The following is a 23992-nucleotide window of genomic DNA, read 5'->3' as shown; positions in this document are numbered from 1 at the left end:
ACAATACACAAAGAATTATTAATTATATACTGATGAAAAATACAATCTGAAGATTAATATTATGCAGTTTTAACGCCAAAAACTTATCATAAAAGCAGCCCGATCAGTAAAAAGTACTATTTAAACTTCATTTATTACCTTTTACAGTCACTTCTTATTGGCTACCTTTGGTGTATGAAATCGAATATCCCTGTTTACGACATCAGCACCTTCGAGGAGTACAAAAACAAAGGGATATTTGTGGGCAGATTTGGTTACTATTCTAAAAATCACCAGCACCTGCACTCGGCACACAGGCATTCCTTTTATCATTTGGTCTACTTTACAAAGGGAACAGGCAAACAATATATTGATTTTAAAAAATTTGATGTAAAACCACAACTCATTTATTTTATGATCCCTGGCCAGGTGCACAGCTGGGACTTCGAAACAGAACCGGACGGCTATATTATTAATTTTTCAAAAGACTACTTTGGTTCGCTTTTAATCAATTCAGGTTATCTCGACAACTTTGAATTTTTCAGCGGAATCCCGGAACAACAGGTTATTGAAATTGAAAATGAAACGGGGGCGAAATTAGTTTACCTATTCGAAGAGATATTAAAAGAAGGGATTTCCAGCAGATCTTTTGAAGATGATCTGGTCAGAACTATGCTTCTGCAGCTCTTTATCTATACAGCCAGAACGAAACAACGATCTGGAGAAACACATTTAAATTCTTACAGCCATACCTTGTTAAAGAATTTTCAAAGTCTGATTGAAGTAAATTATGCCCAATTAAAATTCCCAAAACAATATGCAGAGCTATTGTATATTACACCAAATCACCTCAATGCGCTTTGCAATGATTTGTTGGGTAAATCTTCAGGAGAACTCATCCGGGAAAGGGTAATTTTAGAAGCCAAACGCTTATTGATCAATCTCGACCTTAGCGTCGCTGAAATCGCTGAACGTTTAAACTTTGGTGACCAATCCTATTTTATTAAATTCTTCAAAAAGTATGAAGAAACAACACCAGAAAAATTCAGAAAACATAATACACAACAAAATGGAAAACAATAAAAACACGAGCGCAGTACCCCATATTTCTCAATGGCATGCTTTTAGTCATTCAAAATGCCCACGCTGCAGAGTTGGAAAAGTATTTGTTGGTCCAACCTACGGTTTCAAGGTTCAAAAGATGAATGAAAACTGCCCTCACTGCGGGCTGAGATTTGAACGTGAACCTGGTTATTTCTACGTTTCTATGTTCGTGAGTTATGCTATGAATGTTGCTGAGATGGTTTCCATAAGCGTTGCTGCCTATATACTTGGCCTCGAGCTGGTTTATGAAAACCTTTGGTATTTTGCAGGTATATTGCTGATTGCTGTATTTCTATTCTCTCCCTTCAATTACAGATATTCGAGAATGATCCTATTATATTGGTTATCTCCAGGACTTCATTACGAACCGGAACGGGGAATAGAGAAAAATACCCAGCACTAAAGATTGTAACTTTTTGTTATAAAATTAGTTACATCATCGTATATTAGTTTTATGAACAAAAAAATATTGGTTTTTGACGATGACCAGGAAACCCTCAATGCACTCAGTGACGTTCTGGACTATGCAGACTGGGACCTGGTTACCATTGCCAGCGGCAACCAGGCCCTTCAGGTGATCAGAAAGGAAAAGCCGGATTTGATCTTAATGGATATTCTCCTGGGTGATACTGATGGCAGGGAAATATGCAGGCAGATTAAATGCAACGAGGAATTGATGCATATTCCAATTATTCTTATCTCTGGTATAAATGAACTGGGAGATACTTTAAATCAACAATTTGGCCCTAACGATATCATTGCAAAGCCTTTTAATATTGGCGACGTCTTAGATAAGGTATATTTTCAATTGAGCTCATAAAAGCACCTTGCTGCAAAGAAAATCAAAATACACCTTTTCATCATCAAATAATTCTTTCCCTTCCAGCATGTAAGCTCCCAGTAAACACTCTTTTGCCTGCTCTTCCCTACTCAAATGAAAATAACACTGCCCCAGTCTTAATAATACAAAAGGATTGTGCTCTTCCTCTCCATAAACCGATTTGGACTTTTCAAAATAACGGATTGCTTTATCGTAGTTCCCTAAATTGAAATAGGCATCGCCTACGGCAGCACTCAGCCAACCCGTGGCCTCCCAGTTCTCCTGTGGTACAGGGATAACATCCAGTGCTTTATTAAACCACCCAATGGCATGCACGTAGTTTTCATTGTCCATTTCATCGTTTCCTTTACCAGCATATTGATCAATCTGAATTTGCTGCGCAGAGGTCAGTTCCTCTTGCAAAACATCTTTTGGCTTATTCGTCATTACATTTGCCATAACAATTGGTTTTAGGTACAAAGGCAGGTCCAGAGACCTTAACGCGAAAGCATATTAATTATTTTACACACAACAAGTTACGCGTTGTAATGTTTTAATGACAGCAAAAAAAATTCAAGACTAAAGTCTTTACGATTGATTATCCATTTGTTTAATGATTTTCGTAACCTCCTCCTCAGTAGAACGCAGCTTACCCTGACAAAATGAGATGAGATCCGAAGCCCTTTTTACCTTTTGTGCAAGTACATCTACAGAAACGGATTCCGTCTCAATCTCCTGTGCAATCTCCGCCAGCTCCTGATAGGCTGCTTCATAAGTAAGATTTTCTTCCATTATATTTCTTCTTTTGATTTAACTATAGTATGAATTTCTGTACTGGCCAACTGAACCGTGAGTTCTTGCCCCGGCAGTATATCATCTGCTTTGCTGATGATGTGATTGTTCAATTTTACAATAGCAAAACCTTTATTCAATATATTCTGAGGACTCATCAGTTTAACTACAGCCAGATAGTGCTCCAGATGTCCATTTTTATTCGATAAATACATCCGGTTATACAGCTTGATCGTATTGATCATGTTGTTCAGATCTTTCCTTCTGTTACCGATCATATACCTGGGTTGTCCGACGATCATCGAGCTTAAAGCATATACACGCTGACGATGTTCATTCAATAAAGAGATCACATCCCTTATGATATAGGATCTGGTACCCGACAAGGCGTTCGAATGCAGAGAAAGCAACTGTTGTGTATTAATTAAGATACGGTTCTTCAGATTTAGCAGGCTATCTTCAAAATTTCTATTGTGTGCGAGGATAAGTTCAGCCGCCTTGGTCGGTGTTTTTGTCGAGGTATGAGCCATCAGATCCACTATGGTTTCATTTTTCTGATGACCAATTCCTGTAATCACAGGCACAGGAAATTTCGCAATAGCCCTGCTTAACTCGTAATTATCAAAGATTAAAAAATCTGTCTGCGATCCTCCCCCTCTGATAATAACTACAGCATCATACGCATTTCCAGAATTGAAAATCTCGATTAATCTCGTTAAAAAGGGTTTAGCATTAGATTCACCTTGTACTTTAGTAAAGTAATTGTCAATGCGGAAAGCATACTGAAACGGGTTATTTTCCAGGGTATGCCTGAAATCCTGATAACCAGCAGAAGTATCAGAAGACACCACTGCAATATACTGAAGTACCCGGTTAAACTTCAGCGTACTATTTCTGGTTTGGTAAATATCCCCTGTTTTTTTAATAAACTCTGGGTTTTCCTTTAAGAGCCGCTCCAGTGTAGCTTTTCGCTGCTGCTCAAATTGTCCTAAAGTAAAATTCGTATCAATATCTACTAAATTCAACTGCAGTCCAAAAGCAGGGCTATATTGTACCGTAACCTGGACCAGAACATTTATATCGCTCTTAAATTTCTGCCCTGTTACACGTTCAAAATTTGAAATATTAACGGAAGCATTTCCCCAGGCCCGGGCTATCATTTTGCTGATCAGCTTTGAAGAAGTTTTATCTTTCTCCACCAGTTCAAAATAGTGATAATTTGAATCTGCCTTAAAAGTATAATTACTTACATCAGCAATTACCCAAAAAGTCTGCCCATTAAAAACACCATCAAGAACCTGCTGGATCTGACGCGTCAATTCTGATAATTTTAATGGAGCACTGGCAACCAATATTTTTAGATTTAATTTTTAAAGTTAATCATTCTAAAACAAATTAAGCCCCAGCAAGGTTAATAAGCCAATAAATGATCTTCTATGAATAAAAATTCAAACGTATTAATAGCATTGCTGATCGGCCTTTCTGCAGGAACTGCATTAGGGCTACTGATTAAATTCAACCGAAGACCAAACCTACAGCCAGACATACGACCTGATTCTTCAAATAAAGCCTTTGAAATGGCCAACAACTCTATACACAACAGATTCAGATCAGAAAACGCCGAAGATTTTGAAGACCATGTGGAGCATATTTAATCTCCCGTATTAAGCAATTCTCAGACACATCTGGTCTATCCATATTCTGAGTTTTGTATGGCGCAACAACCAATTAAAAAGTGTTATTCCCGTTGCTGCACAAAGTATACCAGCAAGAACATCAAGAACATAATGATGACTGGTATAGACCGCTGTAAACCATATACCAAGCATTACAATGGCAAACAGGATATTCATCAGTCCAAGTCGGTTTTTCAACCCGTAATATAATACAATCACCGGATAGGAAGAATGCAGGGAAGGCATTGCTGCAAATACATTAGAGCCATTACTATAGATGGACTTAAAGATTGCTGCATTAAAAAATTTATCAAATCTGGCCAGTCCTGCTGTGTTTCCCGGAGTATGAGCTATAAATTTGAAACCGTGCAGCTGCACGTACCAGGGCGGAGCTGCAGGATAAAGGTAATAGATGACGAAACCCAAAAGATTGACCAGAACAAAGGTCAGAGAAAACAACAGGAATTGCTTTCTGTCCCTGAAAAATAAATAAGCTGCAAAGGCCAGAGGGACCGGAATCCACATCAGGTAAAAAAAGCCGCCAATCACATCCATTACAGGCCTGCTATTCAACAGCCAGTATTCATTTGGAGTAACTACCTTTCCATTAAAGTGAATTCCAAATATGCTTTTTTCCAAATGATAAAGATGCTCTATACTTACACTATGGTAAAGGTAGTTTGGAAAAGCTTTCATATAATCGAAAAGAATCCAATACACAATAAATATAGAAAAGCCCAGAATAAACTTCCTGGTTACCATGGAAGCATAAAAGCACACATTAAAGATCAGAACAAGAATGATCTGATTCGATTTAAATCCGATCAAAAAACTGGAGAGTAATAAATACGCAATAGAGATCAGTGAAGTCCTGATGATATTCTTACTTGTAAAAAGTGGCAGCTTAACAGGTAAATCTTTAGGCATCCTTTTTCTTTAAAAAATTGGATCCCAATACCCTATCCCAAATATCAGAGCTCACACCATACCCCTTTGTTGAATCAGAATAATGATGCAGCATATGGTGCTGTTTCAACTTTTTCCAGAACCCATTCTTAAAATTTGCATGGTGAAGCGCATAATGTGTCATATCATAAACCAGATATCCCCCAATAAAACCAATAAAAAACGCGTTATTTGTTCCGGCAGGCAAGATATATAAAAACAAATAATAGAACGCCAGCGCCAGAGGTATACTTGCTGAAGGGGGCATTACCAGCCGCTTTGCATCATTAGGATAATCATGATGCACGCCATGAAAAATAAAATGTATTTTCTTTCCCCATTCAGATGTAGGATAAAAATGGAATACAAACCGATGAAGTATATACTCTGTAAATGTCCAGACAAACAAGCCAAACAAAAGGTATCCAACAAAATTCAGCCACCCCATCTGAAGTTCAAATAAGGATTTCCAACATAAATATATTATTACTGGTACATATACAATAAGTGGCACATAAAAACTAACTTTCGATAAACTTTCTAAAAACCCGCTTTTGAACATCCTGATAGACTCAGACGAGTTCGAAACAAAATTCTTTTTCATAAGGATATTATTTTTAATCGCGATGAAACCATAAAATGATCGTCCCTTTCCTGATCAGAAATTAACGCACCATACGATTTTCATCTTATATATTTAAACTTTAATTCGCTCCGTTATAGGTGCATCATTTGAAGGATTTGTACCTTTCAACTCTACATACTTCACATTTGGCACCCAGAAACTACCTCCATCTATCCGGACAAAGATCCTTTCTAATTGTATCTTCTTATTATTCGCCGTTACATAGACATGATATTTTTTATCCTCCGCCGATTTCATCAGATACATCGGAAATTTCTTATAAGAAACAAAGTTAAGCTTATATTCATCATTCCCTATGGCTTCTACATGGATACCATAAGCAAATTTACGCTGAATGTAATTTAAATCCTTTTTCTCCCCATTATCCTGGTAACGAACCCAGTAAACCTTAATAGGATCATCCTTAATCAACTGACCTTTAGCATCTACATTCAATTCACATACGATGGTATTGGTATTTGGATCACGCTGCAGATAAAACAGCTGATTAGAGATACCCTTTGGAGTAGGGAATTTAATAGGTGAAGGATCACTCTTATCTGTTTGTGCCATTGCAACAGAACTGCTGCCCAGTGCAGAAGCAATTAACAATCCCGCAATAAGAAGTGTTTTTCCACCTTTAAAAGCATTACGTCTTTCCTCATCCTTCTGGTTCAATGCTTTTTTGGCCTCCCTTAAGCGGTTCACAGCAGTAATATTGGTCATAAACGCCATAATCGTAATAGGGATAGTAAAAATAGACATGGTCTCAAAAACATGGAAAGGTATTCCAGGTACATAGATCTTATAATCACCACCAATAAAATGTCCGGTAATTCCACAAGCAATCGCCACTACACCAATCGTAATTACCCGTTCGGGTCTTTGCATCAAACCACCTTTACACTCAACGCCCAACCCCTCAGCCCTCGCCCGGGTATAACTGACCATCATAGACCCCATTAAAGCGATAAAAGCAAACAACGAGCTTAAAAAATAATGATGAGAAACCAGGTAATAGCAAATTCCCAGAAACATAATTAATTCGCTATAACGGTCCAGAACGGAGTCGTACAAAGCACCAAAAGTAGAACTCATATTACCAAGTCTGGCTACCTGACCATCAAGCATGTCAAATAAACCAGCAAAAAGTACAAGTGCCCCACCCCATCCAACAAAGGAAAGGTCACCACGGTTGCTTCTTTCAGCACCAAAAATAAATATCACGGCAACACCAATATTGAGTATTAAGCCAATTGTTGTAACCGCATTAGGCGTCAGCCCGATGCGTATCAGACCTTTCACAAAAGGATTTATGACCACATAAATTCCCTGTTGAAGACGATCTCTTAATGTTATAGCAGCCATTTAATCTAGTCTTTAATATTAAAAATCAAATTTCACCCTTGCACGCACACCCCAGGTAGATACTACAGGATGCTCCAGATAACTGAACCTTTTTACCAAATCCACTCTAAGCAATTTAAAAATATTACCCAAGCCAACACTTCCCTCCATATATGGATCCTTATTTAGTGAATACGTGGTTGCAACTCCAGCCGAATTTACAGGAAATTGCAGCAGTGATTTATCGACCGCAGGATTGTTTTCATCCCTTAGTCCGCCATACAATATTTTAAAGGACACAATTTCTCTTAACTTCAGTTTCTTTAACAAAGGTATTTTATTTAAAAAGAATCCGTTAAAATTATGATCAATATTTAAACTGGCATAATGATCACTTACAAATTCCAGGAAGTTCATCAGGTTATAAGAGTTCAATTGATAGGCATAAGTCTGGTTGGCGCGATGAATGGTTAACAAAGGAAAAGGAACCTTTCCAAAAATATAACCACCTTCAACTGTAACATCCGAATACCCCAATTGAGACAGGTAGAAGCGTTTATCTATGCTTCCGGCAAGATTTTGATAGTTATATTCTCCCCCAAACACACCTTTTAAACCCGCAGTGTACCGTAGATTAAAGATCGGATACCGGTCAAATATAGGTGTCCGATAAATTTTTCCCTGATAAAATTTCTCGTTTGGTGCGTAACGGAGCGCCACACTGACCTCTGAAGTATTGATATGATCAATCGCATTCAACTGATTCCCAACCAGGTTATTAAAATACAGGTCACCGCCTGGCCTTTGTGTCCATTTGCGAAAAGAAACATTATAAGAAAAGTGATTCTCAAACTCGCTCATGTACTCCACCTTATAAAAATCATTATAAAGAAGCATATTGTTCTCACCACGTTTGAACGAAAGCAAAAAGTTATCCTCCTGAACAAACTGCAGTTCCTGCCCAGGAATCTTGGTATCTCTCTGGAAACTTCCTCTTATATATTGCTGAGGAAACGCGTAAATAGATTTATTATTAAGCGAGTATGTACCACTTAAAAAATACTTCCATTTCTCATCCTTAAAACCATAGGCTCCATAGGTTTCAAAATAATACCTTTTACTCAAAGCAGGCGTAGTACGGCCCCCCAAACGCAACCTCAACCCCTCGGTGCTGTTAAAACTATAAAATGTATTCACCGGACCGACTTCAAATGGTCCAAAATCCTTATATCCTGCAAAAAGCAGCGTTACGATATCCATGGTCTTTTTAAAGGAACTCATTCTGGACAGCGTATCGATATTTTTGTAGATCTTCAAATCAGAAGGAGACAAAGTATCTGCCCTGTTTTCAACCCAGAATTGCTCACTCCGCTTTTCAGCTTCAGGAGATACGACCATTTTTCCACCCTGGAATACACTTTCCGCCTGTTTTTGATTAATCTGAAAATCCTTTACCGTAACCGTTCTTTCACCTGTAAAACCACCACCTTTATTTTTATTGACACCAAAATCCATCAAAAGACGGGTCTTGCTCAAGTAATATCTGTCATCCGGTGCTTTATCGAAATCCAGTTTTACTTCCATTGCCCTTACGAAGTTCAGGTTGATGTTCTTATTGACAGTTAAAAAAGCATCCTGCACCGCATATCTCCCATCCATGGTAATATAGATCTTACCTTCAAACAGGATGTCCGTATTATTTCTTGGAATAAAAGACAATTCGATCAGCTGCGGATTATGCGTTTTGATGGTATCTGTAATAAAAAACTTATAAAAAGTAGGCGAAGAACCAGCAATAGGGCTCAAAAATTCATTACTTAATAAAGAAATATTGTTATCATAGATGTCCACATGTGCATACATCCGCTCAAAATACTGGCTCATGCCTTTAGTATCTATCAGCGGCGTATTGTAATCTACATGTTTATCACCCAGTACTATTGTTTTATTCTTCTCCGGGTTTTTATTATAATAATTCTGTGATATCTTCTCTTCTATATATATCGGCAGTATATTCTTTCCTCCAATTTTTGTCGAATCCTGCTCTTCAAAAAGAAACTGATATTTGCGAAACAAACGTTTATCTTTAAACTTATCAGAAAGATTGCTCATAGAGAACACCATCTTTTCATATTGTTTATACTGAACCTGATCATAGCTCTCCATCCGGTTGGCATCTTTATGCTCAATAACCTTCCTGATTAATTCTACAGCAGGATTTCCCTTATTTTTATAGGAAGGTCTTTTTCCCCGGCTGATCACCACCTCATTTAATGAAGTCGCATCCGGATCCAGCTTAACAGAAATATTCTGTGTTTCACCAGATTTAATATCTATTACTTTTGTTTTATAACCAACAAAACTAAACTGTATCTGCGATTGCTTTTCAGAAGTACTGATACTGAACTTACCATCCGCATCACTTCTGGTCACAATATTTGTTCCTTTAAAAAGAACGGTTACATACGGTAAGGGATCTTTGTCCTTCGCATCGGTAATCAGCCCAGTAACCACTGTACTTTGCGCTGAAGCCTGAAATGCCAGCAATGGCAGCAACAAGGCCCATATATATATTATTTTGTGGATTTGATTTTTCATATTAAGCGAATACAAATTTCTTCTGCATCAGGTAATTGTAGGTAACACCTACCGTACAAGTAACCAGTATTTTTGAAAGTATATAGTTGATAGTTAAATAATGTGTAACCAGGTAAACACCAGAGGTAGTGAGGATCAGATTTCCGGTCCATACCAGAATGTATTTAAAAATCTGATGATGTACCTTACCATCGGCAGCAGAAAATACCCAGTGCCTGCCCATAGTAAAATTAATAATCCCACCTACTGTAGTACCTGTTGCACTTCCCAGTACATACCAAAAATGAAGATACTGCGTACAGACTAATGTGGTAAGAAAGTCAAAGATTGAGGCTGAAAGTGAGGCGACCTGTGCCTTTAGAAAAGTCGCCATATCAGGTAATACTTAATTTAATAATAATTTGCAACAGTATGTTGGCATAGACGCCGGCAAGAATATCATCAAACATTACCCCCCAGCCACCAGGCCACTTTTCAAGGCGTCTTATAAACAAGGGTTTTACTATATCAAAAAAACGGAATAAAACCAGTCCGATAAGAACATTTAATGGAGTTACCGGAACCCAGAGCAGTGTAATGCACATCCCGGCAACTTCATCGATCACCACCCGTTGGTGGTCTTTTCCCCAAATAGCCTCTACGATATTTGCAGACCAGATTCCAAGTGCTGTAATCGCAAGTGTAATCAGTAAAGCAGGTACATATTGTGCTCCATTCATCTGCGCGTAATACCAGACGATACAGGTTGCAGCTGCTGCTGCTGTTCCCGCACCTTTGCCGATATACCCTATTCCAAGGCTGGTAGATGTAATTTTATGAAACAACATTTTTCTCTTTACTTTTAATATTAATACCTCAATGTTCAATCCGTCAATTGAGGTTTTTCTCTAAAATCCTGTACTTCCGGTACAATTCACCTCCGATTTGTTCAATAGGTTTATTGATCAGATCATTGTGGTCCAACGTCCATGAAGCTTCAGCGTAAGTCATTTTTTTCTTTTGGAATGCCTGGATGATCAAGCCATACAAACAAGCCTCAATCCCCATTTTCCGGTAACCATCTACCACACCAAGAAGAAGAATACGGATGCCCTGAATTTTGCTTTTTTGTGTAAGCAACTTATATAATCCTGTAGGGAAAAGTCTGCCTCTTTTGATCTTGATCAGCACCTGATTAATATCGGGTACAGCCAAAGCAAAGCCAACGATCTTTCCGTCCTGTTCTGCCAACAAACAGAAATCAGGATCCATGATCATCTTTAAATCTTTTGCTGTGTAATCAAACTCCTCATTTGTCATAGGAACAAAACCAAGATTTTTATCCCATGCTTTATTGTAAACTTCACGGATAGCTGCGGCTTCCTGATTAAAGTTCTTCACATTGATCTTTCGAATAACAATATTACTTCTTGTCAAACGCTCCTGCAATGCAGTCACCAATTTGGAAGATCTGTCGTTATAATTACCAGCAGTGAACCGATACGCCCTCAGGTCTACTTTTTTATGAAAACCTGCCTTTTCAAGCAAGGAAAGATAATAAGGTGCATTGTATGGCATCATAGCCACCGGAGGGCCATCAAAACCTTCAATCAACAAAGCACATATATCATTGGTAGAAAAATTAACCGGACCCACCATCGTATCCAGCTTTCTTTCTTTGAGCCAGTTGGCTGCAGTATTCAGAAGGAGGTCGGCAGTTTCCTGATCGTTGATACAATCAAAAAAACCAAAGAAACCATCATTTACCCCATTAACAGTATTGTGATTGTTATTTTGTATAGCTGCTATTCTACCTACAATACGCTCTCCGTCATAGGCCAAAAAAGTCTGCAAAGAAGAATGCTTATGAAAGGGATGCTTACCCGGAGTAAGCATATCTTGTTGCGCTATGAATAATTCAGGAACATAATTCGCATCCGCTTTATAAAGTTCATGAGGAAAATCTATAAATTTTCCCAGTTGTTTCTTGTTACTAACAGCAACTATATGTTTCATAAACTAACTTTAACTGGAGTAAGTTCAACAGCTTTAAACGCTTCATAAAGTTTCTCTACGGCTTCTTCAATTTGCGCAAAAGAATGCGTTGCCATTAAAGAGAATCTAATTAAAGAAGAATCAGAAGGCACGGCCGGAGATACAACAGGGTTAACAAAAATACCGTTGTTATGAAGAATATTAGTGATCAGGAAAGTTTTATCATTATCTCTGATATACACCGGAATAATCGGGCTATCCGTATGGCCAATATCAAAACCAGCATCTAAAAGCAATTTTTTAGCATAATTGGTATTATCCCATAGTTTATCAATTCTTTCAGGCTCAGACTCAATAATATCTAAGGCAGCAATAACACTCGCCACGGCACTCGGCGGCATACTTGCGCTAAACATAAGCGCACGTGCGCGATGTTTAATAAACTCAATCGTTTCTTCATTAGCAGCAATAAATCCACCAAGAGAAGCCAGCGACTTGCTAAACGTCCCCATGATCAGATCTACCTTATCCGTAAGTCCAAAATGCGAAGCAGTTCCTGATCCGTTAAAACCAATAACACCTAAACTATGCGCATCATCCATCATGATATTTGCACCAAATTCATCCGCAATTTTCACAATTTCAGGAAGATTAACCAAATCACCTTCCATACTGAAAATTCCATCAGCAACGATCAATTTAGCAGAATCCTCAGGAAGACGGCTCAATTTCTTGCGCAAATCTTCCATATCATTGTGTGCATATTTTATAGATCTTGAGAAAGACAATCTGCTTCCATCAATAATAGAAGCATGATCATACTCATCCAGGATCAAATAATCATTTCTATCCAGCAAGCAGGAAATTACACCCAGATTCACCTGGAAGCCTGTACTAAAAAGTACAGCGGCCTCTTTACCAACATAATTGGCCAGTCTTCTCTCCAGTTCTAAATGAATATCCAGTGTTCCATTCAGGAATCTCGATCCTGCACAACCCGTTCCGTATTTTTCAACAGCTTGTTTTGCTGCTTCTTTAATTTTTGGGTGATTGGTCAATCCTAAGTACGAATTTGATCCAAACATTAATACTTTTTTGCCATCAATGATCACTTCTGTATCCTGTGCAGATTCAATAGACCTGAAATAAGGATACAGGCCTTTCTCTTTGATTGCATTTGCATCCTTGAATGATGCAATCCTATCGTGTAATTTTTTACGCATGCCTGAATTATATAATTTTTTCTTCAGAGGGGTTCATAATATTTATATTCCAAATTTAACCAACAATGGCCAAATTAAAACTTGATCTAAATATATTAAAAATATGTTAATTTAAGATGAAACAAAAGTAATTCATTGCTAGACTATATTCGCGTTTTAGTCTATAATATTTTTGTCAAATAATTAATCACATATTAAGTTTTGTTATTTAATTGTTTAAAGTTAATTATTTTAGTCTAAAGTCATCACTCATTCGACATTTTAGGTCGATTAGTCTAAAATGAATATTCATTTTTATTCTTATTTCCTATTCCCTCAATCAGCAAGTCAATCATCTCATCAAAGTATTCCTCAGACTCAAATTCAGAACTCTCAATGCTCAGCGGATAATGCAATCCCCTAAAGGCAGTGACCATCATAAAAGCCATTTTATTCATCTTAATCAGAGAAAGTTCTTTGAATTCACCCGATTGCGAGCCACCAAGTAAAATCTCTCTGATCATATCAATCTGAATCTGTTCATATCTGGTTTTCAGGCACATCAACACTTTAAGACTCTCCATAGAATCCTCAAAAATCACCTCTTTAAAGGAATGATACCCCACTATTGCAGTTATTTGTGCATGCAAAAAGGCCTTTAACTTGTCTTTTGCTTTCCTCGCTGCATTGACCGCCTCCCTCAAACTCTTAACCACATTTTTCATTTCACTCTCTACAACCGCTTCAAAAATCTCCTTTTTACTTGGAAAATAATAATAAAGCGTACTCTTGCCCTTTCCTGCAGCTGCAGCAATATCTTCCATGGTCGTTTTTTTTAAACCATGTTTTCCGAAAAGCTTTTTGGCCCCGGCAAGTATTTCTGTAATTACAATTTCATCCTTTTCCATTGTCTGTCTTCTAAATAATAGACCGAAATTCAATTCAGGTCCAAAAGTACATAATTATATAACAGAATCGCCATAAGTGTTTACTCTGGCGAAAATATTACAAACAATAAACAAAAAAGGGGGCGCAGGCCCAGTCATGGTCGGAAGAAATTCCGACCATGACTGGGCCTGCGCCCCCTTTTCGTTCTGATTACCAATAGTTAAAACGTCAACTTAAGCCTTACACCACCATTGGTGAGTTTTAGATCCTGGTTCGATAATTTTCCAACCGGTATTTTCAAAAAAGGCTCAACAACGATATTATACCTATTAAAAATTTCCTGTTTTCTCCCCACCGAAAAGTTAAAAAAGCCTAGATAGCTATTACCATTCAGGGGTGTTTCGGTCACAACCTCATTATTTTTTTCCCTCAGAACACTCTGAAAAGACTTAATATCTCCCGTAGCTACATCCTGCAAAGTGCTCGAAACTTCCAGTTCTGTTAAATATTTATTATTTCTTTTCTCGCTGATTACCCCGAAATAGGAAACACCAACTGAAGTATACAACTGCTTGTTTACATTAAAAGTTAAAGAAATCGGAATATCAATAGCCCGGATATCCGAATTAACAGAAGTCAATTTTTTATTAGACATTGTGCTGGCCTGGCTAAAATCTGGCATAAGGTTTTTCCCAGCAGCCATCGCAACATAAGCAACTCCGGAACTTAAAGAAAAACTCTTGGATAATTTATATTCGGTGGTTACCCCTGCCCCCATATTCAGCCTTGACTGTAATAGAGTTGGTGAAACCTCCACCCCAAAATCCCACCTTGAATCTGTTTTTGCTTTTGCCGTTTTAGCCACAGGCTTCGAGGATTCTTCTCTCAAAAACTCCATAAAATCCTTTTCCTTGGCCGGTTCCTGAACGGTTGCATGCTGCTGATTATTTAATCCCGCTGTCGCAACACCTGAATTTTTGAATGGTTTGGAACTACTATCCGGACCCAGAGCAGCAGCAACCATTTGTGTGTTCGGTTTAATTGCCTCACCAGAAACCTTTTCATTTATAGTCTCCTTCTGATGGTCTTTGTGCTGAAAAGACAGCGCCTGGTTTGCCGACGCCCTTTGATTGACATGACCACCCAGAATATCAGATTTCAATTTCTCTGGTTCCACATGATGATTGTTTTCTGAGCCTGAAGTGGTATTGCCGCCAGAGCTTCCTGCAGGCAATTGAGTTTGTTCCTTTTTTACGCCCACAGTTACCTGCTCCACACTATTCTTTTTCCAAACAAACGGTAAAACAGAACAAATCACCAACAGAGCCGCTGCAATACCTATCCAAATCACACCTATTGGCCCTTTCTTTCTACCACGCTTCGAGAAATCCTCCCAGGAGCCAACCTCATAGGTCTCCTCGTGCTCTTTAAAAAGAGCAGCGATCTCATCAATTAATTCTTTCTTATCCGGAGCTTCCATCCCTTAACTCTAATGCTTTTTTATATATAATTCTCTTAACCGTTGCTTTGCCCTGGTCAAATAAGTTCTGCTTGAACTCTCCGGGATAGCTAAGGTTTTAGATATTTCATCATGGCTAAAACCCTCAATTTCGTACATATTGAATACTGTCCGGTGCAAATCGGGCAGATGGTATAACAATCTCATAATATCATCTACAAAAAGTGTATCTGTGATCTCCACATGACCAGTCGAGAGGTTTTCATAATCTTCCACAAAACTCAGAGGAGATTTATTGATCCTGATCCTGTCCAGTGCTGTCCGTACCGTAATTTTTGCCAGCCAGGCCTTAAAAGACTTTTGAAAATCCTCAATAACATGATTGTGTTTAAAATCGTACATGTTCTTAAATGCTTTAATGAAGCTGTCATTAACAACTTCTTTGGCCGTATCCCTGTCCTGGATATACCTAACCGCAACCCCCATTAAATACCCCCAGTAAAAGATATAAATCCGTTCTTGCACCCGCTTATCATGAGCCCCAAGTCCATCAATAATATCCTGGAACATTATACTTTTTTTATCCACGCTTCGATAAGCCTATCTTTTGTTATTAATTTATTCCCGGTCCCGAAGGGCAGACATTTAACCCTAATAAAAGACAAACGGAGAGGAACTGTAAAACGCTACAAAATTATTCAATATTTATTATTTAATGTAATCTTTTGATTTCTGGTCATTCTCCGGCATGCCCGCTATATTTTTTTTAAAAATTTTGTAGCGTCTTTAAATCACCAACCGTTTACACAGCATAAAACATTTATTTAATTTAAAAATATTAAACACATGAAACTACCAAAACTATCAAAAAGAACGTCCATATTTGCTGCCTTACTTGGTGTCGCCGCTATTTTCGGCGCCTGTAAAAACAACAACTATGACAATGTGAACACGCCTGCAGTAGCTGTACTTAGTGTGGTTAATGCTTACCCAAACACCAATCCTTTAGATTTTTATCTGGGTACTGAAAGAGTAAACAATACAGGTTTGTCTTTCGGACAAAACATTCAGTACTTCCGTGTATACGAAGGTAAAAGAGAAGCAAATATTGCTGTAACCGGAACAACAACCAGTCTGCTGAAAAAAACCGTAGACATTCAAGCCGGAAATTATTACTCTTTATACATCACTGGCGATAAAACAGAAACGCTGGATTATTTGTTGACCAAAGACAATACCGACGCTCCTGCTAACGGAAAAGTAAAAATAAGGTTCATCAATCTTTCACCAGATGCACCGGCACTCAATCTGGTTGTAGATGACAATGCGACTAAATTTGAAAATATTGCTTACAAAGCGAATACAGATTTCAAAGATGTAACTGCAAATGACAAATCAACTTTAACCTTAAAAAACACAACTGGTACTGAAGTTGGAATTAAACTGAGTAACTACAAATTTACAGCTGGAAAAGTATACACAGTTTGGGCAAAAGGCTTGCTAAACTCAACAACAGACGCCAATAAACTTACTGTTCAGGTAACAAGTCATAATTAATTATACATCCAAATCCATAAAAAAGGCAGCCTTTCGAATAGAAAGGCTGCCTTTTTTTTATAACCACAATTCTATCTCCTCCCCTGGCGCAGGATAAAAGCCGCAAGCATCAGCGCAACGGATAAACCTGAAATACCTGGAAAAAGAATAAAAAGATATAGAAGTCCACTAACAGCAACTACTGCCAACATAAATAACAAACCTTTTAAAGGTGTTTCCATCTTAAATGCCGCAATCAATGCAAAGACATAGAAGGTTCCGGAAAGTGCATATATAAACATAGTACAAAGATGGACATGTAATGTTAAGTTAATGTTAAGGATTAAGAAAAGTTATCAAGATTTTTCTCTCATCGGCTTAACAATCATACGCAGGCTTTGGTCTCTGGTAAAATAAGAAACCATCCAATTGTACAGCGTTTTAATCCTGTTTCTGTTATTAATCAGTGAAATCAGATGAATAAACAACCAGGCCACCCAGGCTACAAATCCGTCAAAATGTATTTTCGGCTTTGGAAGATCCGCTACAGCCCTGTTCCTTCCAATAATTGCCATAGAGCCCTTATCATTGTACATGAAGGCTTTCATAGGCTTTCCTTCAGCTTCTAATTTTAAATTTTTTCCCAAATTACGTCCTTGTTGTATAGCCACCTGTGCAAGTTGAGGATGGCCATCTGGAAATCCAGGATCAGCCGTCTGAATACCTGTATCGCCAATAGCATAGATATTAGCAGTGCCTTCAACCTTATTAAAAGCATTAGTCAGCATTCTTCTTCCACGTCCATAATGCTCCTTTTCAATACCATCAAAAACACTAGAGGTTACTCCAGCCGCCCAGATCAATGTTTTTGCTTCAATTTTTTTACCATCCGCAAAATGCACTACATCATCGATATACTCCTTAACCACACTCTCCAGGCGAATTTTAACACCCATTTTCAGCAAAGTATCATATGTGTAGCTTTGGGATTTTTTACTCATTGGGGCAAGAACAGATTTTAATCCATCCACCAGATAAATCTCGCCGTTGGAACCCACCAGTTCCGGGTAATCTTTGGGGATGACTGTTTTTTTCATTTCAGCAAACATCCCGGAGATCTCCACCCCAGTCGGTCCTCCGCCCGCAACCACAACTGTCAACAGTTTTTTGCGCTCCTGAGGATCTTTTTCCCTTGAAGCCTTTTCGAGCTTCTCCAGCATACTGTTCCTCATATACAAGGCATCCTCTACTGTTTTCATCGGAGTTGCACTTTGCTGCACACTTTCTATTCCAAAATAATTAGTTTCTGTTCCAGTTGCAAACACAAGAATGTCGTATTCCAGTTCACCTGTACTCAGAATAACTTTATTCTCCTGCTGAAGTACTTTTTCAAGCGAGCCCATTCGAAAATTAAAATTCTTTCTGCCGCTAAACAACTTCCTGAAAGGGTAGCAAATATTGGAAGTTTCCAGGTAGCCAGTAGCAACCTGATACAATAGAGGTGGAAAAAAATTATAATTATTCTTATCCACCAGGGTAATCTGGAAATCATCTTTATCACTGAATTGCTCCACCAGGTTTACCCCGGCAAAACCACCTCCAATAATAACAATATGATGTTTTTTATGATGAGTCATATGAACTGTAATTAGTATACAGTTCATATAACTCTATAGAAAGCCAAACAGTTTTAATTTATCCAACTTCCTCTTTAACGTTTCCGGTTCTCTTTAAAGCACCCCAGCCTTCCAGTTCTCCCCTCAAAGCCTTTCTGATGGAACGAAACAATACGATATACATCAATTGTCTCCAGTAGAAACGTTGCGGAATGATGTAAAGCAAGTTTTTATATTTTTCTCTCTCCATCCTGTAGGCCAATAAAGCAAACAGCATATCCACAATAATGAAAATCACGTAAAACAGCAACACCTGCCCAAAACCGTTCTGCAAACTCATAATACTATGAATTCCCTGAAAGGTCAAAGAATTTACCGAGGCCAGCGAACACAAACCGCTCACCAGAGAAATCACCATAAAAAGATCCGCTAATGGCGAAAATAAAGGTAAAATAATCTGATAGATCAGAATATTCGGCATACCGATCATTCCAAAATAGCCGTACTTTCTTTTCAATAAGGTATCCCGGTTTTTCCAGAAACTCTGCATCACCCCAAAACTCCATCTCAAGCGCTGTTTTAGCAACATATTTACCGTTTCCGGTGCCTCCGTATAGGCAATAGCCTCATTGGAATTTTTAACAACATAACCTGCTCTCAAAATACGCATGGTCAGATCACAGTCTTCAGCAAGCGTATCTGTAGTAAACCCACCTACTTCCTGGATCACCTTTTTCCTAAAGGCACCAATGGCACCAGGAACCACTGTGATCGTATTTAAAAGATCAAAAGCACGTCTATCCATGTTCTGTGAGGTAATATACTCAATAGACTGCCATTTGGTAATGATATTATTTGCATTTCCAACCTTCACTGTACCCGCAACCGCAGCAATCTCATCTATATAAAAGAACCTCATCAACTCCGTAATTGCATTTGCTTTTAACTGAGTATCAGCATCAATACAAACCACGAACTCTGCACTGGCTTTTGAAATACCGAAATTCAACGCAGACGCTTTACCTCCATTTGGCTTGGTAAACACCTTAACTTTAGGATGATCACTGAATTTCTCCGAGATCAGTTTAAAGGTATTGTCTTTAGAACCATCATCAACAAAGATAAATTCTACATTTGGATAAGTCGTTTTCAATAAACTGTTCAACGTTTGTACAGCAGTGATTTCCTCGTTATAGGCTGGTATGATAATACTCACCATTTCTGAAGGCTGCTCCAGGAGCAATTTCTGTTCCTTGCGGGATAACATCTTTTGTCTTATGGCCAAAACAGCAATAACCAGGCTCCTTAAAATAGCCAGTATGATCGCAATTACAAATACAAAATTCAGGATCAGGTTTCCGTAAGAAAATATACTTAAAAACAAATAATCTCCTGAGCCGGTAAAGCCACTGTCTGCATCAGATTTCAACGCAGGCATTAAATCCTCCTTCTTCTTTCCAATCAGATTTGCAATTGTTGTGAACTCATATCCATTCTCTTTAAAGAACTTAATAATTCTAGGCAGCGCCTCTACTGTAGCCTCACGGTTACCACCTGCATCATGCAGAAGCAATACGTTACCTGCATCCTTTTGTTTCACAACAGCGTTAAAAATCTCGTCTGCAGTAATACCTGGCTGCCAATCCTGAGGATCAATTGACTCCCCGATATTAATATAATTTTCAGCCCTGCTTTGCGCAACTGGCAAGATCTCTGCAGAGGTAGTTGGTTCCGCATCCGCGTTAAAAGGCGGTCTGAATAAAATAGTACTATGACCAGTTACACATTCAATAATCTTTCTGGTTGCATTAAGTTCAAAATTTACACGCTGAGGCCCAACCCTTGACATATCCGGATGAAAGAAAGTATGGTTACCAATCTCATAGCCCTCATTGAATTCCCGCAGCAGCAAGCCCATGTTCTTCTCCGCCATAATCCCTACAACAAAGAAACTTGCCGGCACCTTATTCTTTTTCAGGATATCGATAATTTGAGGTGTATAAACCGGATCCGGTCCATCATCAAAGGTCAAAACGATTTTCTTCTCCGCAGCTCCATACCTTCTTATGGTATATTTGGTTGGCAATACTAAATATTGCTGATTGCTGATCACGTAGTTCGTACTGTCCAGTTGAATATCGATCTTACCCTCTTTTGGTGTAGATACCAAATCAAGAACTTCGCCCTCTCCGGCATAGTCCACGCGGTCATTAAGACCTATACGGGTTAATCTTTTTAAATTAATGCCCGTTTTTTTCAAAGAATCGATGCTCAGATCTTTAGTTATAAATTCCCATAACCTGGAATCTTCTGCACCCATCCGCCAAATGGCTACGCCCGCAATACCCCAGTCATCCGCTTTTCTAATCAGATTAAAGTTCGTAGCGGCATCCGTAAAGTATACCTCATGTTTTAATTGTCCTTCATCAGTATAACTATAACTCAAATTCGCAGATATAGGATCAAATTTCACCTTTGCATTATAACGGTTCGCATTGGCGATCGCTTGCTGATAGGTCACATTTTTACCAACACTCTGATCCGGCCAGTCATAACCATAACAGGCCAGACTGAGGATCACTTTATCTGATGAAATTTTACTGCAGATGTTGTCCAGCTGTTTCTCTACCCAAACCTGATGGGAGATGTCGCCGGGGTTACTCATTTCACTATGCTGATCATAAGCCATCAAAAAGATGTAATCATTATATTTCTCCAGTATTTTTGGATCATAATCATCGTTATCAGGTGAAATATCCTGCGTAACCAGCAGATTCTGAGCATGAAGCTGCTCATAAAGATTCTTCTGGAAAGCAATCAGAGGTTCATCGGTTGTTTCTTTCAATTCCTCAAAATCCACATTTACCCCATGAAAACCATAGGCCTTCAGCTTTTTAATCAGATTGGCTATAAACCTGTTCTGCAAATCTTTATTCTTCAGCAACTGATGTACTGCTTCACCATCAAAACTATCATTATTAAAATTGGAGATCATCGCAATCCCCGTCTTCTTATTCTTATTGATGAGTGTAATTGCTTCCTTGTCCACTTTATCCAAAAGGGTATCTGCGCCCCTAACCAGAAAGAAAGACTCCGTAAGTACCATATCCAGGTGCTTAATATTATCTTTAAGGTCTACCAGCGACTGAGGATCCCAATTCACATAAAAACCTGCATTGATCCTGGCTTTATTGTGTGGATGTTTAAGATGTTGTAATTTCTGGTTCTGCTGCATCTTCAACAGCATTTGCTTCTGAACCTTAAAGTCGCTGTACCGGGTGGATTTCTTAATCCTCTCCAGTTGTTTCTTACTTAATGCTGTATTGGTGTTTATGATAGGAAGAGCTGGATTACCCCCTTTAAGAAGGGTGTAGGCTACACTTACAATCGCCAGTAAAAAAACGACTATAATAACCCGGGTCACCCACTGAAAAGTGATCCACCTCTTCTTGGTATCTGTTTGAAATATCTGTTTATCGTGCATCTCGCGCTTAGGCATTTAAAATGCAAATCTAAATTAAAATAACAACAAGTAATAAAAATGTTAGGTAAGCTACAGGAAAAAATCAAATTACTCGTCGAGGACTGGACTCCTTGCCTCGCTGCGCTCTTGTGGCAAGGCGCCCTGAGGTCCTCTCTGAGCAATATTGATTTTTTATATGGAGCTTAGCAAAGGGGGGGCAGTCCGGGCATGGCGCAGATGAGTTTATTGGATAGTTTTATATGGCGTTTAGCAAAGAGGCGAGCCAGGGATGGCGCAGAGTAAGGAAAGTAGTATTGATTTTTTCGAAGTGTTCATATCCTTATTGTTTTGTTCTTAGAAGCTTTATTCTAGGTTTTATATGCGTTTAGCAAAGGAGACGAACTGAGTATGGCGCAGAATATGAGCGCATAGTATGGAAGGATCGAAAGGAACTGAGCAAGGATGTAATTTAAGGATGAGATAATAAACCTAAAGGGTTATAATAATTGATATGGCTGGAGCTTTATCTAATTTTTAGGAAAGACATCTTTAATCCATATTGCAATTAATAATTACCAGCATAAGATAAGATTTTATGTAGCTGTACAGCTACATAAAATCTCATAAAAACAATCTCGTATAAAATATAAAACCATAAAATCTGCACCCTGCATGGATCGCCTCCCAGCTAAGCGCCATATAAAAAATCAATATTACTCAGAGAGGACCTCAGGGCGCCTTGCCACAGGAGCGCAGCGAGGCAAGGAGTCCAGTCCTCGACGAGTAATTTGATTTTTTCAACAAGCTTATGCCCCCTTTACACTCCTTCGATGAAGCATAACTTATTTTTTATTTTCTATTTTTAACGCTTCCAATACCTTCTTCGTCGATTCAAAGCTCGTATGCTGAAAAGCCTTGATCCCTAAACGCTGCGCAACCTGGACAAACATAATCCGATCATCAAAATACACGCACTGCGAAGGAACAGCCTGCGCAATACCCATGGCCAGCTGAAAGATACCAGGATCAGGTTTTCTCATTTTCACCTCACAAGAAGAAATAAACGCATCAAAACACTCATGGAGCTTAAACTTCTCCACCCGGTAATCATTCAGTTCCTTCCCCTCGTTATTTACAGAAATAACCCTGAAACCGCAATCTCGTTTCCACTCCTTTAACCAAGCCAGCATTTCAGGCAACTCCTGCGACTGGCTGTAAATGAATTCCTTAAAATCTTCCCTTAGAAAATCTCTTGGATGATTAAAAATAACCGTATCCAAGTATTCATCAAGCGTTATTTTACCGATTTCATACACATTAAAGATAAAATTATGAAGCGCATTCACCTCCTCATAATCCAATCCGAATTTCTCGGCAGCTACCTTACGGGACTCATGCCCCCAACCATTCGTCAGAAGTATACCACCAACATCAAAAAACAGAATCCTGATATCGGTATTCTTTACATAGGGATTATCCATTTAACCTATTCATTATTATGTGATCAATTTAAATTTTCTTTCTCCAAAACACGCACTTTTTCCAGTCTTCGCTGATGCCGGTCAGCACCAGAAAATTCCGCCCGTAAAAAAGCCAGAACCAATTCCTCTGCCGCCACATAACCTGTAATCCGGCCACCAAGGCAAATGATATTCAAATCATCATCCTCTACCCCCTGATGGGCCGAAAAATGCTCCGTAATTAAAGCAGCACGGGCACCGGCAACCTTATTGGCAGCTACAGATGCACCTACCCCACTACCGCAAACCGCAATCCCCCTGCTTAACCTTCCTGCCGCTACAGCCTGAGCCAGTGGCACAATAAAATCAGGATAATCATCAGAGGTATCCAGTTCATGAGCCCCAAAATCCTCTATTTCATAACCCAGAGGCTTTAAATAAGCCATCAACTGCTCTTTCAATTCGAAACCACCATGGTCAGCTGCTATTCCAATTTTCATTCGTCTAT

The 23992-nt window shown here is 38.6% G+C and carries 24 protein-coding genes; 5 read left to right on the top strand and 19 right to left on the bottom strand.

Translation table 11 applies throughout. The features are described 5' to 3' along the window. Positions 1-174: 174 nt before the first annotated feature. The 3 genes from R2S08_RS16435 to R2S08_RS16425 are packed head-to-tail and all read left to right on the top strand — an operon-like array spanning position 175 to position 1903. Positions 175-1062, top strand: coding sequence for an AraC family transcriptional regulator (locus tag R2S08_RS16435; protein ID WP_316836169.1), 888 nt, complete (start codon positions 175-177; stop codon positions 1060-1062). Further along, on the top strand, positions 1049-1486 hold the full coding sequence (locus tag R2S08_RS16430) for a DUF983 domain-containing protein (RefSeq protein ID WP_133779497.1): 438 nt from the start codon (positions 1049-1051) through the stop codon (positions 1484-1486). Before R2S08_RS16435 ends, R2S08_RS16430 begins: the two co-directional genes overlap by 14 nt. A 51-nt stretch (positions 1487-1537) precedes the next feature. Continuing rightward, a complete protein-coding gene (locus tag R2S08_RS16425) occupies positions 1538-1903 on the top strand; it encodes a PleD family two-component system response regulator (protein ID WP_133779498.1) in 366 nt (121 codons plus the stop codon). Here R2S08_RS16425 and R2S08_RS16420 read toward each other — a convergent pair. The 3 genes from R2S08_RS16420 to xseA form a co-directional block, all read right to left on the bottom strand. After that, positions 1898-2362 carry a tetratricopeptide repeat protein gene (locus R2S08_RS16420; protein WP_316836168.1) on the bottom strand — a complete coding sequence of 155 codons (465 nt, stop codon included), beginning with the start codon at positions 2360-2362 and terminating at the stop codon, positions 1898-1900. The two genes, R2S08_RS16425 and R2S08_RS16420, sit on opposite strands and share 6 nt — an antisense overlap. A 129-nt stretch (positions 2363-2491) precedes the next feature. Further along, positions 2492-2695, bottom strand: a complete 204-nt coding sequence (xseB, locus tag R2S08_RS16415; RefSeq protein ID WP_316836167.1) for an exodeoxyribonuclease VII small subunit — start codon at positions 2693-2695, stop codon at positions 2492-2494. Continuing rightward, positions 2695-4014 carry an exodeoxyribonuclease VII large subunit gene (gene xseA, locus R2S08_RS16410; RefSeq protein ID WP_410479529.1) on the bottom strand — a complete coding sequence of 440 codons (1320 nt, stop codon included), beginning with the start codon at positions 4012-4014 and terminating at the stop codon, positions 2695-2697. Before xseA ends, xseB begins: the two co-directional genes overlap by 1 nt. Positions 4015-4131: 117 nt before the next feature. Between xseA and R2S08_RS16405 the strand changes: the two genes are divergently transcribed. Then, entirely contained in the window at positions 4132-4350 is a 219-nt protein-coding gene (locus R2S08_RS16405) for a hypothetical protein (RefSeq protein WP_316836165.1), read from the top strand. 9 nt (positions 4351-4359) lie between these two features. Here R2S08_RS16405 and R2S08_RS16400 read toward each other — a convergent pair whose 3' ends face one another. The 11 genes from R2S08_RS16400 to R2S08_RS16350 form a co-directional block, all read right to left on the bottom strand. Then, positions 4360-5298 (bottom strand): phosphatase PAP2 family protein, encoded by a 939-nt coding sequence (locus R2S08_RS16400; RefSeq protein ID WP_316836164.1) that lies wholly within the window; start codon positions 5296-5298, stop codon positions 4360-4362. Beyond that, entirely contained in the window at positions 5291-5920 is a 630-nt protein-coding gene (locus R2S08_RS16395; protein WP_316836163.1) for a sterol desaturase family protein, read from the bottom strand. Before R2S08_RS16395 ends, R2S08_RS16400 begins: the two co-directional genes overlap by 8 nt. A gap of 93 nt (positions 5921-6013) precedes the next feature. After that, positions 6014-7309, bottom strand: a complete 1296-nt coding sequence (locus R2S08_RS16390; protein ID WP_316836162.1) for a DUF4833 domain-containing protein — start codon at positions 7307-7309, stop codon at positions 6014-6016. 18 nt (positions 7310-7327) lie between these two features. Next, entirely contained in the window at positions 7328-9886 is a 2559-nt protein-coding gene (locus R2S08_RS16385) for a DUF5686 and carboxypeptidase-like regulatory domain-containing protein (protein WP_316836161.1), read from the bottom strand. Between the two features lies 1 nt (position 9887). Further along, complete coding sequence (locus R2S08_RS16380) at positions 9888-10259, bottom strand: GtrA family protein (RefSeq protein ID WP_133779507.1); 372 nt, start codon at positions 10257-10259, stop codon at positions 9888-9890. A 1-nt stretch (position 10260) separates the two neighbouring features. Next, entirely contained in the window at positions 10261-10713 is a 453-nt protein-coding gene (locus R2S08_RS16375) for a phosphatidylglycerophosphatase A (RefSeq protein WP_316836160.1), read from the bottom strand. A 43-nt stretch (positions 10714-10756) separates the two neighbouring features. Further along, positions 10757-11881, bottom strand: a complete 1125-nt coding sequence (locus R2S08_RS16370; protein ID WP_316836159.1) for a hypothetical protein — start codon at positions 11879-11881, stop codon at positions 10757-10759. After that, a complete protein-coding gene (spt, locus tag R2S08_RS16365; RefSeq protein WP_316836158.1) occupies positions 11878-13083 on the bottom strand; it encodes a serine palmitoyltransferase in 1206 nt (401 codons plus the stop codon). The genes R2S08_RS16370 and spt overlap by 4 nt, the downstream gene beginning before the upstream one ends. A gap of 275 nt (positions 13084-13358) precedes the next feature. Next, positions 13359-13970 (bottom strand): helix-turn-helix domain-containing protein, encoded by a 612-nt coding sequence (locus R2S08_RS16360; RefSeq protein WP_316836157.1) that lies wholly within the window; start codon positions 13968-13970, stop codon positions 13359-13361. A gap of 200 nt (positions 13971-14170) precedes the next feature. After that, entirely contained in the window at positions 14171-15430 is a 1260-nt protein-coding gene (locus tag R2S08_RS16355; protein ID WP_316836156.1) for a hypothetical protein, read from the bottom strand. A 9-nt stretch (positions 15431-15439) separates the two neighbouring features. Next, complete coding sequence (locus R2S08_RS16350; RefSeq protein WP_316836155.1) at positions 15440-15979, bottom strand: RNA polymerase sigma factor; 540 nt, start codon at positions 15977-15979, stop codon at positions 15440-15442. A 276-nt stretch (positions 15980-16255) separates the two neighbouring features. On the opposite strand from R2S08_RS16350, the gene R2S08_RS16345 reads away from it, so the two are divergent. Beyond that, complete coding sequence (locus R2S08_RS16345) at positions 16256-16966, top strand: DUF4397 domain-containing protein (RefSeq protein WP_316836154.1); 711 nt, start codon at positions 16256-16258, stop codon at positions 16964-16966. Between the two features lie 71 nt (positions 16967-17037). On the opposite strand, the gene R2S08_RS16340 is transcribed toward R2S08_RS16345, so the two are convergent. The 5 genes from R2S08_RS16340 to R2S08_RS16320 form a co-directional block, all read right to left on the bottom strand. Beyond that, positions 17038-17247: a hypothetical protein gene (locus tag R2S08_RS16340; RefSeq protein ID WP_133779515.1), complete on the bottom strand. Its 210-nt coding sequence runs from the start codon at positions 17245-17247 to the stop codon at positions 17038-17040. A gap of 54 nt (positions 17248-17301) precedes the next feature. Next, positions 17302-18582, bottom strand: coding sequence for an NAD(P)/FAD-dependent oxidoreductase (locus tag R2S08_RS16335; protein ID WP_316836153.1), 1281 nt, complete (start codon positions 18580-18582; stop codon positions 17302-17304). A gap of 58 nt (positions 18583-18640) precedes the next feature. After that, complete coding sequence (locus tag R2S08_RS16330; RefSeq protein WP_316836152.1) at positions 18641-22060, bottom strand: glycosyltransferase; 3420 nt, start codon at positions 22058-22060, stop codon at positions 18641-18643. An 806-nt stretch (positions 22061-22866) separates the two neighbouring features. Beyond that, the gene (locus R2S08_RS16325) at positions 22867-23505 is read right to left on the bottom strand and encodes an HAD-IA family hydrolase (protein WP_316836151.1); all 639 of its coding nucleotides are present in this window, start codon (positions 23503-23505) and stop codon (positions 22867-22869) included. A gap of 23 nt (positions 23506-23528) precedes the next feature. Further along, complete coding sequence (locus tag R2S08_RS16320) at positions 23529-23984, bottom strand: RpiB/LacA/LacB family sugar-phosphate isomerase (RefSeq protein ID WP_316836150.1); 456 nt, start codon at positions 23982-23984, stop codon at positions 23529-23531. Positions 23985-23992: the final 8 nt, after the last annotated feature.

The sequence above is a fragment of the Pedobacter nutrimenti genome (genome assembly GCF_032678445.1).
Lineage (GTDB): Bacteria > Bacteroidota > Bacteroidia > Sphingobacteriales > Sphingobacteriaceae > Pedobacter > Pedobacter nutrimenti_A.
The sequence above is the reverse complement of the archived record's forward strand: the minus strand, read 5'-3'. Positions and strand labels throughout refer to the sequence as shown.

Coding starts and splice junctions, on each gene's coding strand:
- R2S08_RS16435 (WP_316836169.1), top strand. CDS start 175: ATGAAATCGAATATCCCTGTTTACGACATCAGCACCTTCGAGGAGTAC.
- R2S08_RS16430 (WP_133779497.1), top strand. CDS start 1,049: ATGGAAAACAATAAAAACACGAGCGCAGTACCCCATATTTCTCAATGG.
- R2S08_RS16425 (WP_133779498.1), top strand. CDS start 1,538: ATGAACAAAAAAATATTGGTTTTTGACGATGACCAGGAAACCCTCAAT.
- R2S08_RS16420 (WP_316836168.1), bottom strand. CDS start 2,362: ATGGCAAATGTAATGACGAATAAGCCAAAAGATGTTTTGCAAGAGGAA.
- xseB (WP_316836167.1), bottom strand. CDS start 2,695: ATGGAAGAAAATCTTACTTATGAAGCAGCCTATCAGGAGCTGGCGGAG.
- R2S08_RS16405 (WP_316836165.1), top strand. CDS start 4,132: ATGAATAAAAATTCAAACGTATTAATAGCATTGCTGATCGGCCTTTCT.
- R2S08_RS16400 (WP_316836164.1), bottom strand. CDS start 5,298: ATGCCTAAAGATTTACCTGTTAAGCTGCCACTTTTTACAAGTAAGAAT.
- R2S08_RS16395 (WP_316836163.1), bottom strand. CDS start 5,920: ATGAAAAAGAATTTTGTTTCGAACTCGTCTGAGTCTATCAGGATGTTC.
- R2S08_RS16390 (WP_316836162.1), bottom strand. CDS start 7,309: ATGGCTGCTATAACATTAAGAGATCGTCTTCAACAGGGAATTTATGTG.
- R2S08_RS16385 (WP_316836161.1), bottom strand. CDS start 9,886: ATGAAAAATCAAATCCACAAAATAATATATATATGGGCCTTGTTGCTG.
- R2S08_RS16380 (WP_133779507.1), bottom strand. CDS start 10,259: ATGGCGACTTTTCTAAAGGCACAGGTCGCCTCACTTTCAGCCTCAATC.
- R2S08_RS16375 (WP_316836160.1), bottom strand. CDS start 10,713: ATGTTGTTTCATAAAATTACATCTACCAGCCTTGGAATAGGGTATATC.
- R2S08_RS16370 (WP_316836159.1), bottom strand. CDS start 11,881: ATGAAACATATAGTTGCTGTTAGTAACAAGAAACAACTGGGAAAATTT.
- spt (WP_316836158.1), bottom strand. CDS start 13,083: ATGCGTAAAAAATTACACGATAGGATTGCATCATTCAAGGATGCAAAT.
- R2S08_RS16360 (WP_316836157.1), bottom strand. CDS start 13,970: ATGGAAAAGGATGAAATTGTAATTACAGAAATACTTGCCGGGGCCAAA.
- R2S08_RS16355 (WP_316836156.1), bottom strand. CDS start 15,430: ATGGAAGCTCCGGATAAGAAAGAATTAATTGATGAGATCGCTGCTCTT.
- R2S08_RS16350 (WP_316836155.1), bottom strand. CDS start 15,979: ATGTTCCAGGATATTATTGATGGACTTGGGGCTCATGATAAGCGGGTG.
- R2S08_RS16345 (WP_316836154.1), top strand. CDS start 16,256: ATGAAACTACCAAAACTATCAAAAAGAACGTCCATATTTGCTGCCTTA.
- R2S08_RS16340 (WP_133779515.1), bottom strand. CDS start 17,247: ATGTTTATATATGCACTTTCCGGAACCTTCTATGTCTTTGCATTGATT.
- R2S08_RS16335 (WP_316836153.1), bottom strand. CDS start 18,582: ATGACTCATCATAAAAAACATCATATTGTTATTATTGGAGGTGGTTTT.
- R2S08_RS16330 (WP_316836152.1), bottom strand. CDS start 22,060: ATGCCTAAGCGCGAGATGCACGATAAACAGATATTTCAAACAGATACC.
- R2S08_RS16325 (WP_316836151.1), bottom strand. CDS start 23,505: ATGGATAATCCCTATGTAAAGAATACCGATATCAGGATTCTGTTTTTT.
- R2S08_RS16320 (WP_316836150.1), bottom strand. CDS start 23,984: ATGAAAATTGGAATAGCAGCTGACCATGGTGGTTTCGAATTGAAAGAG.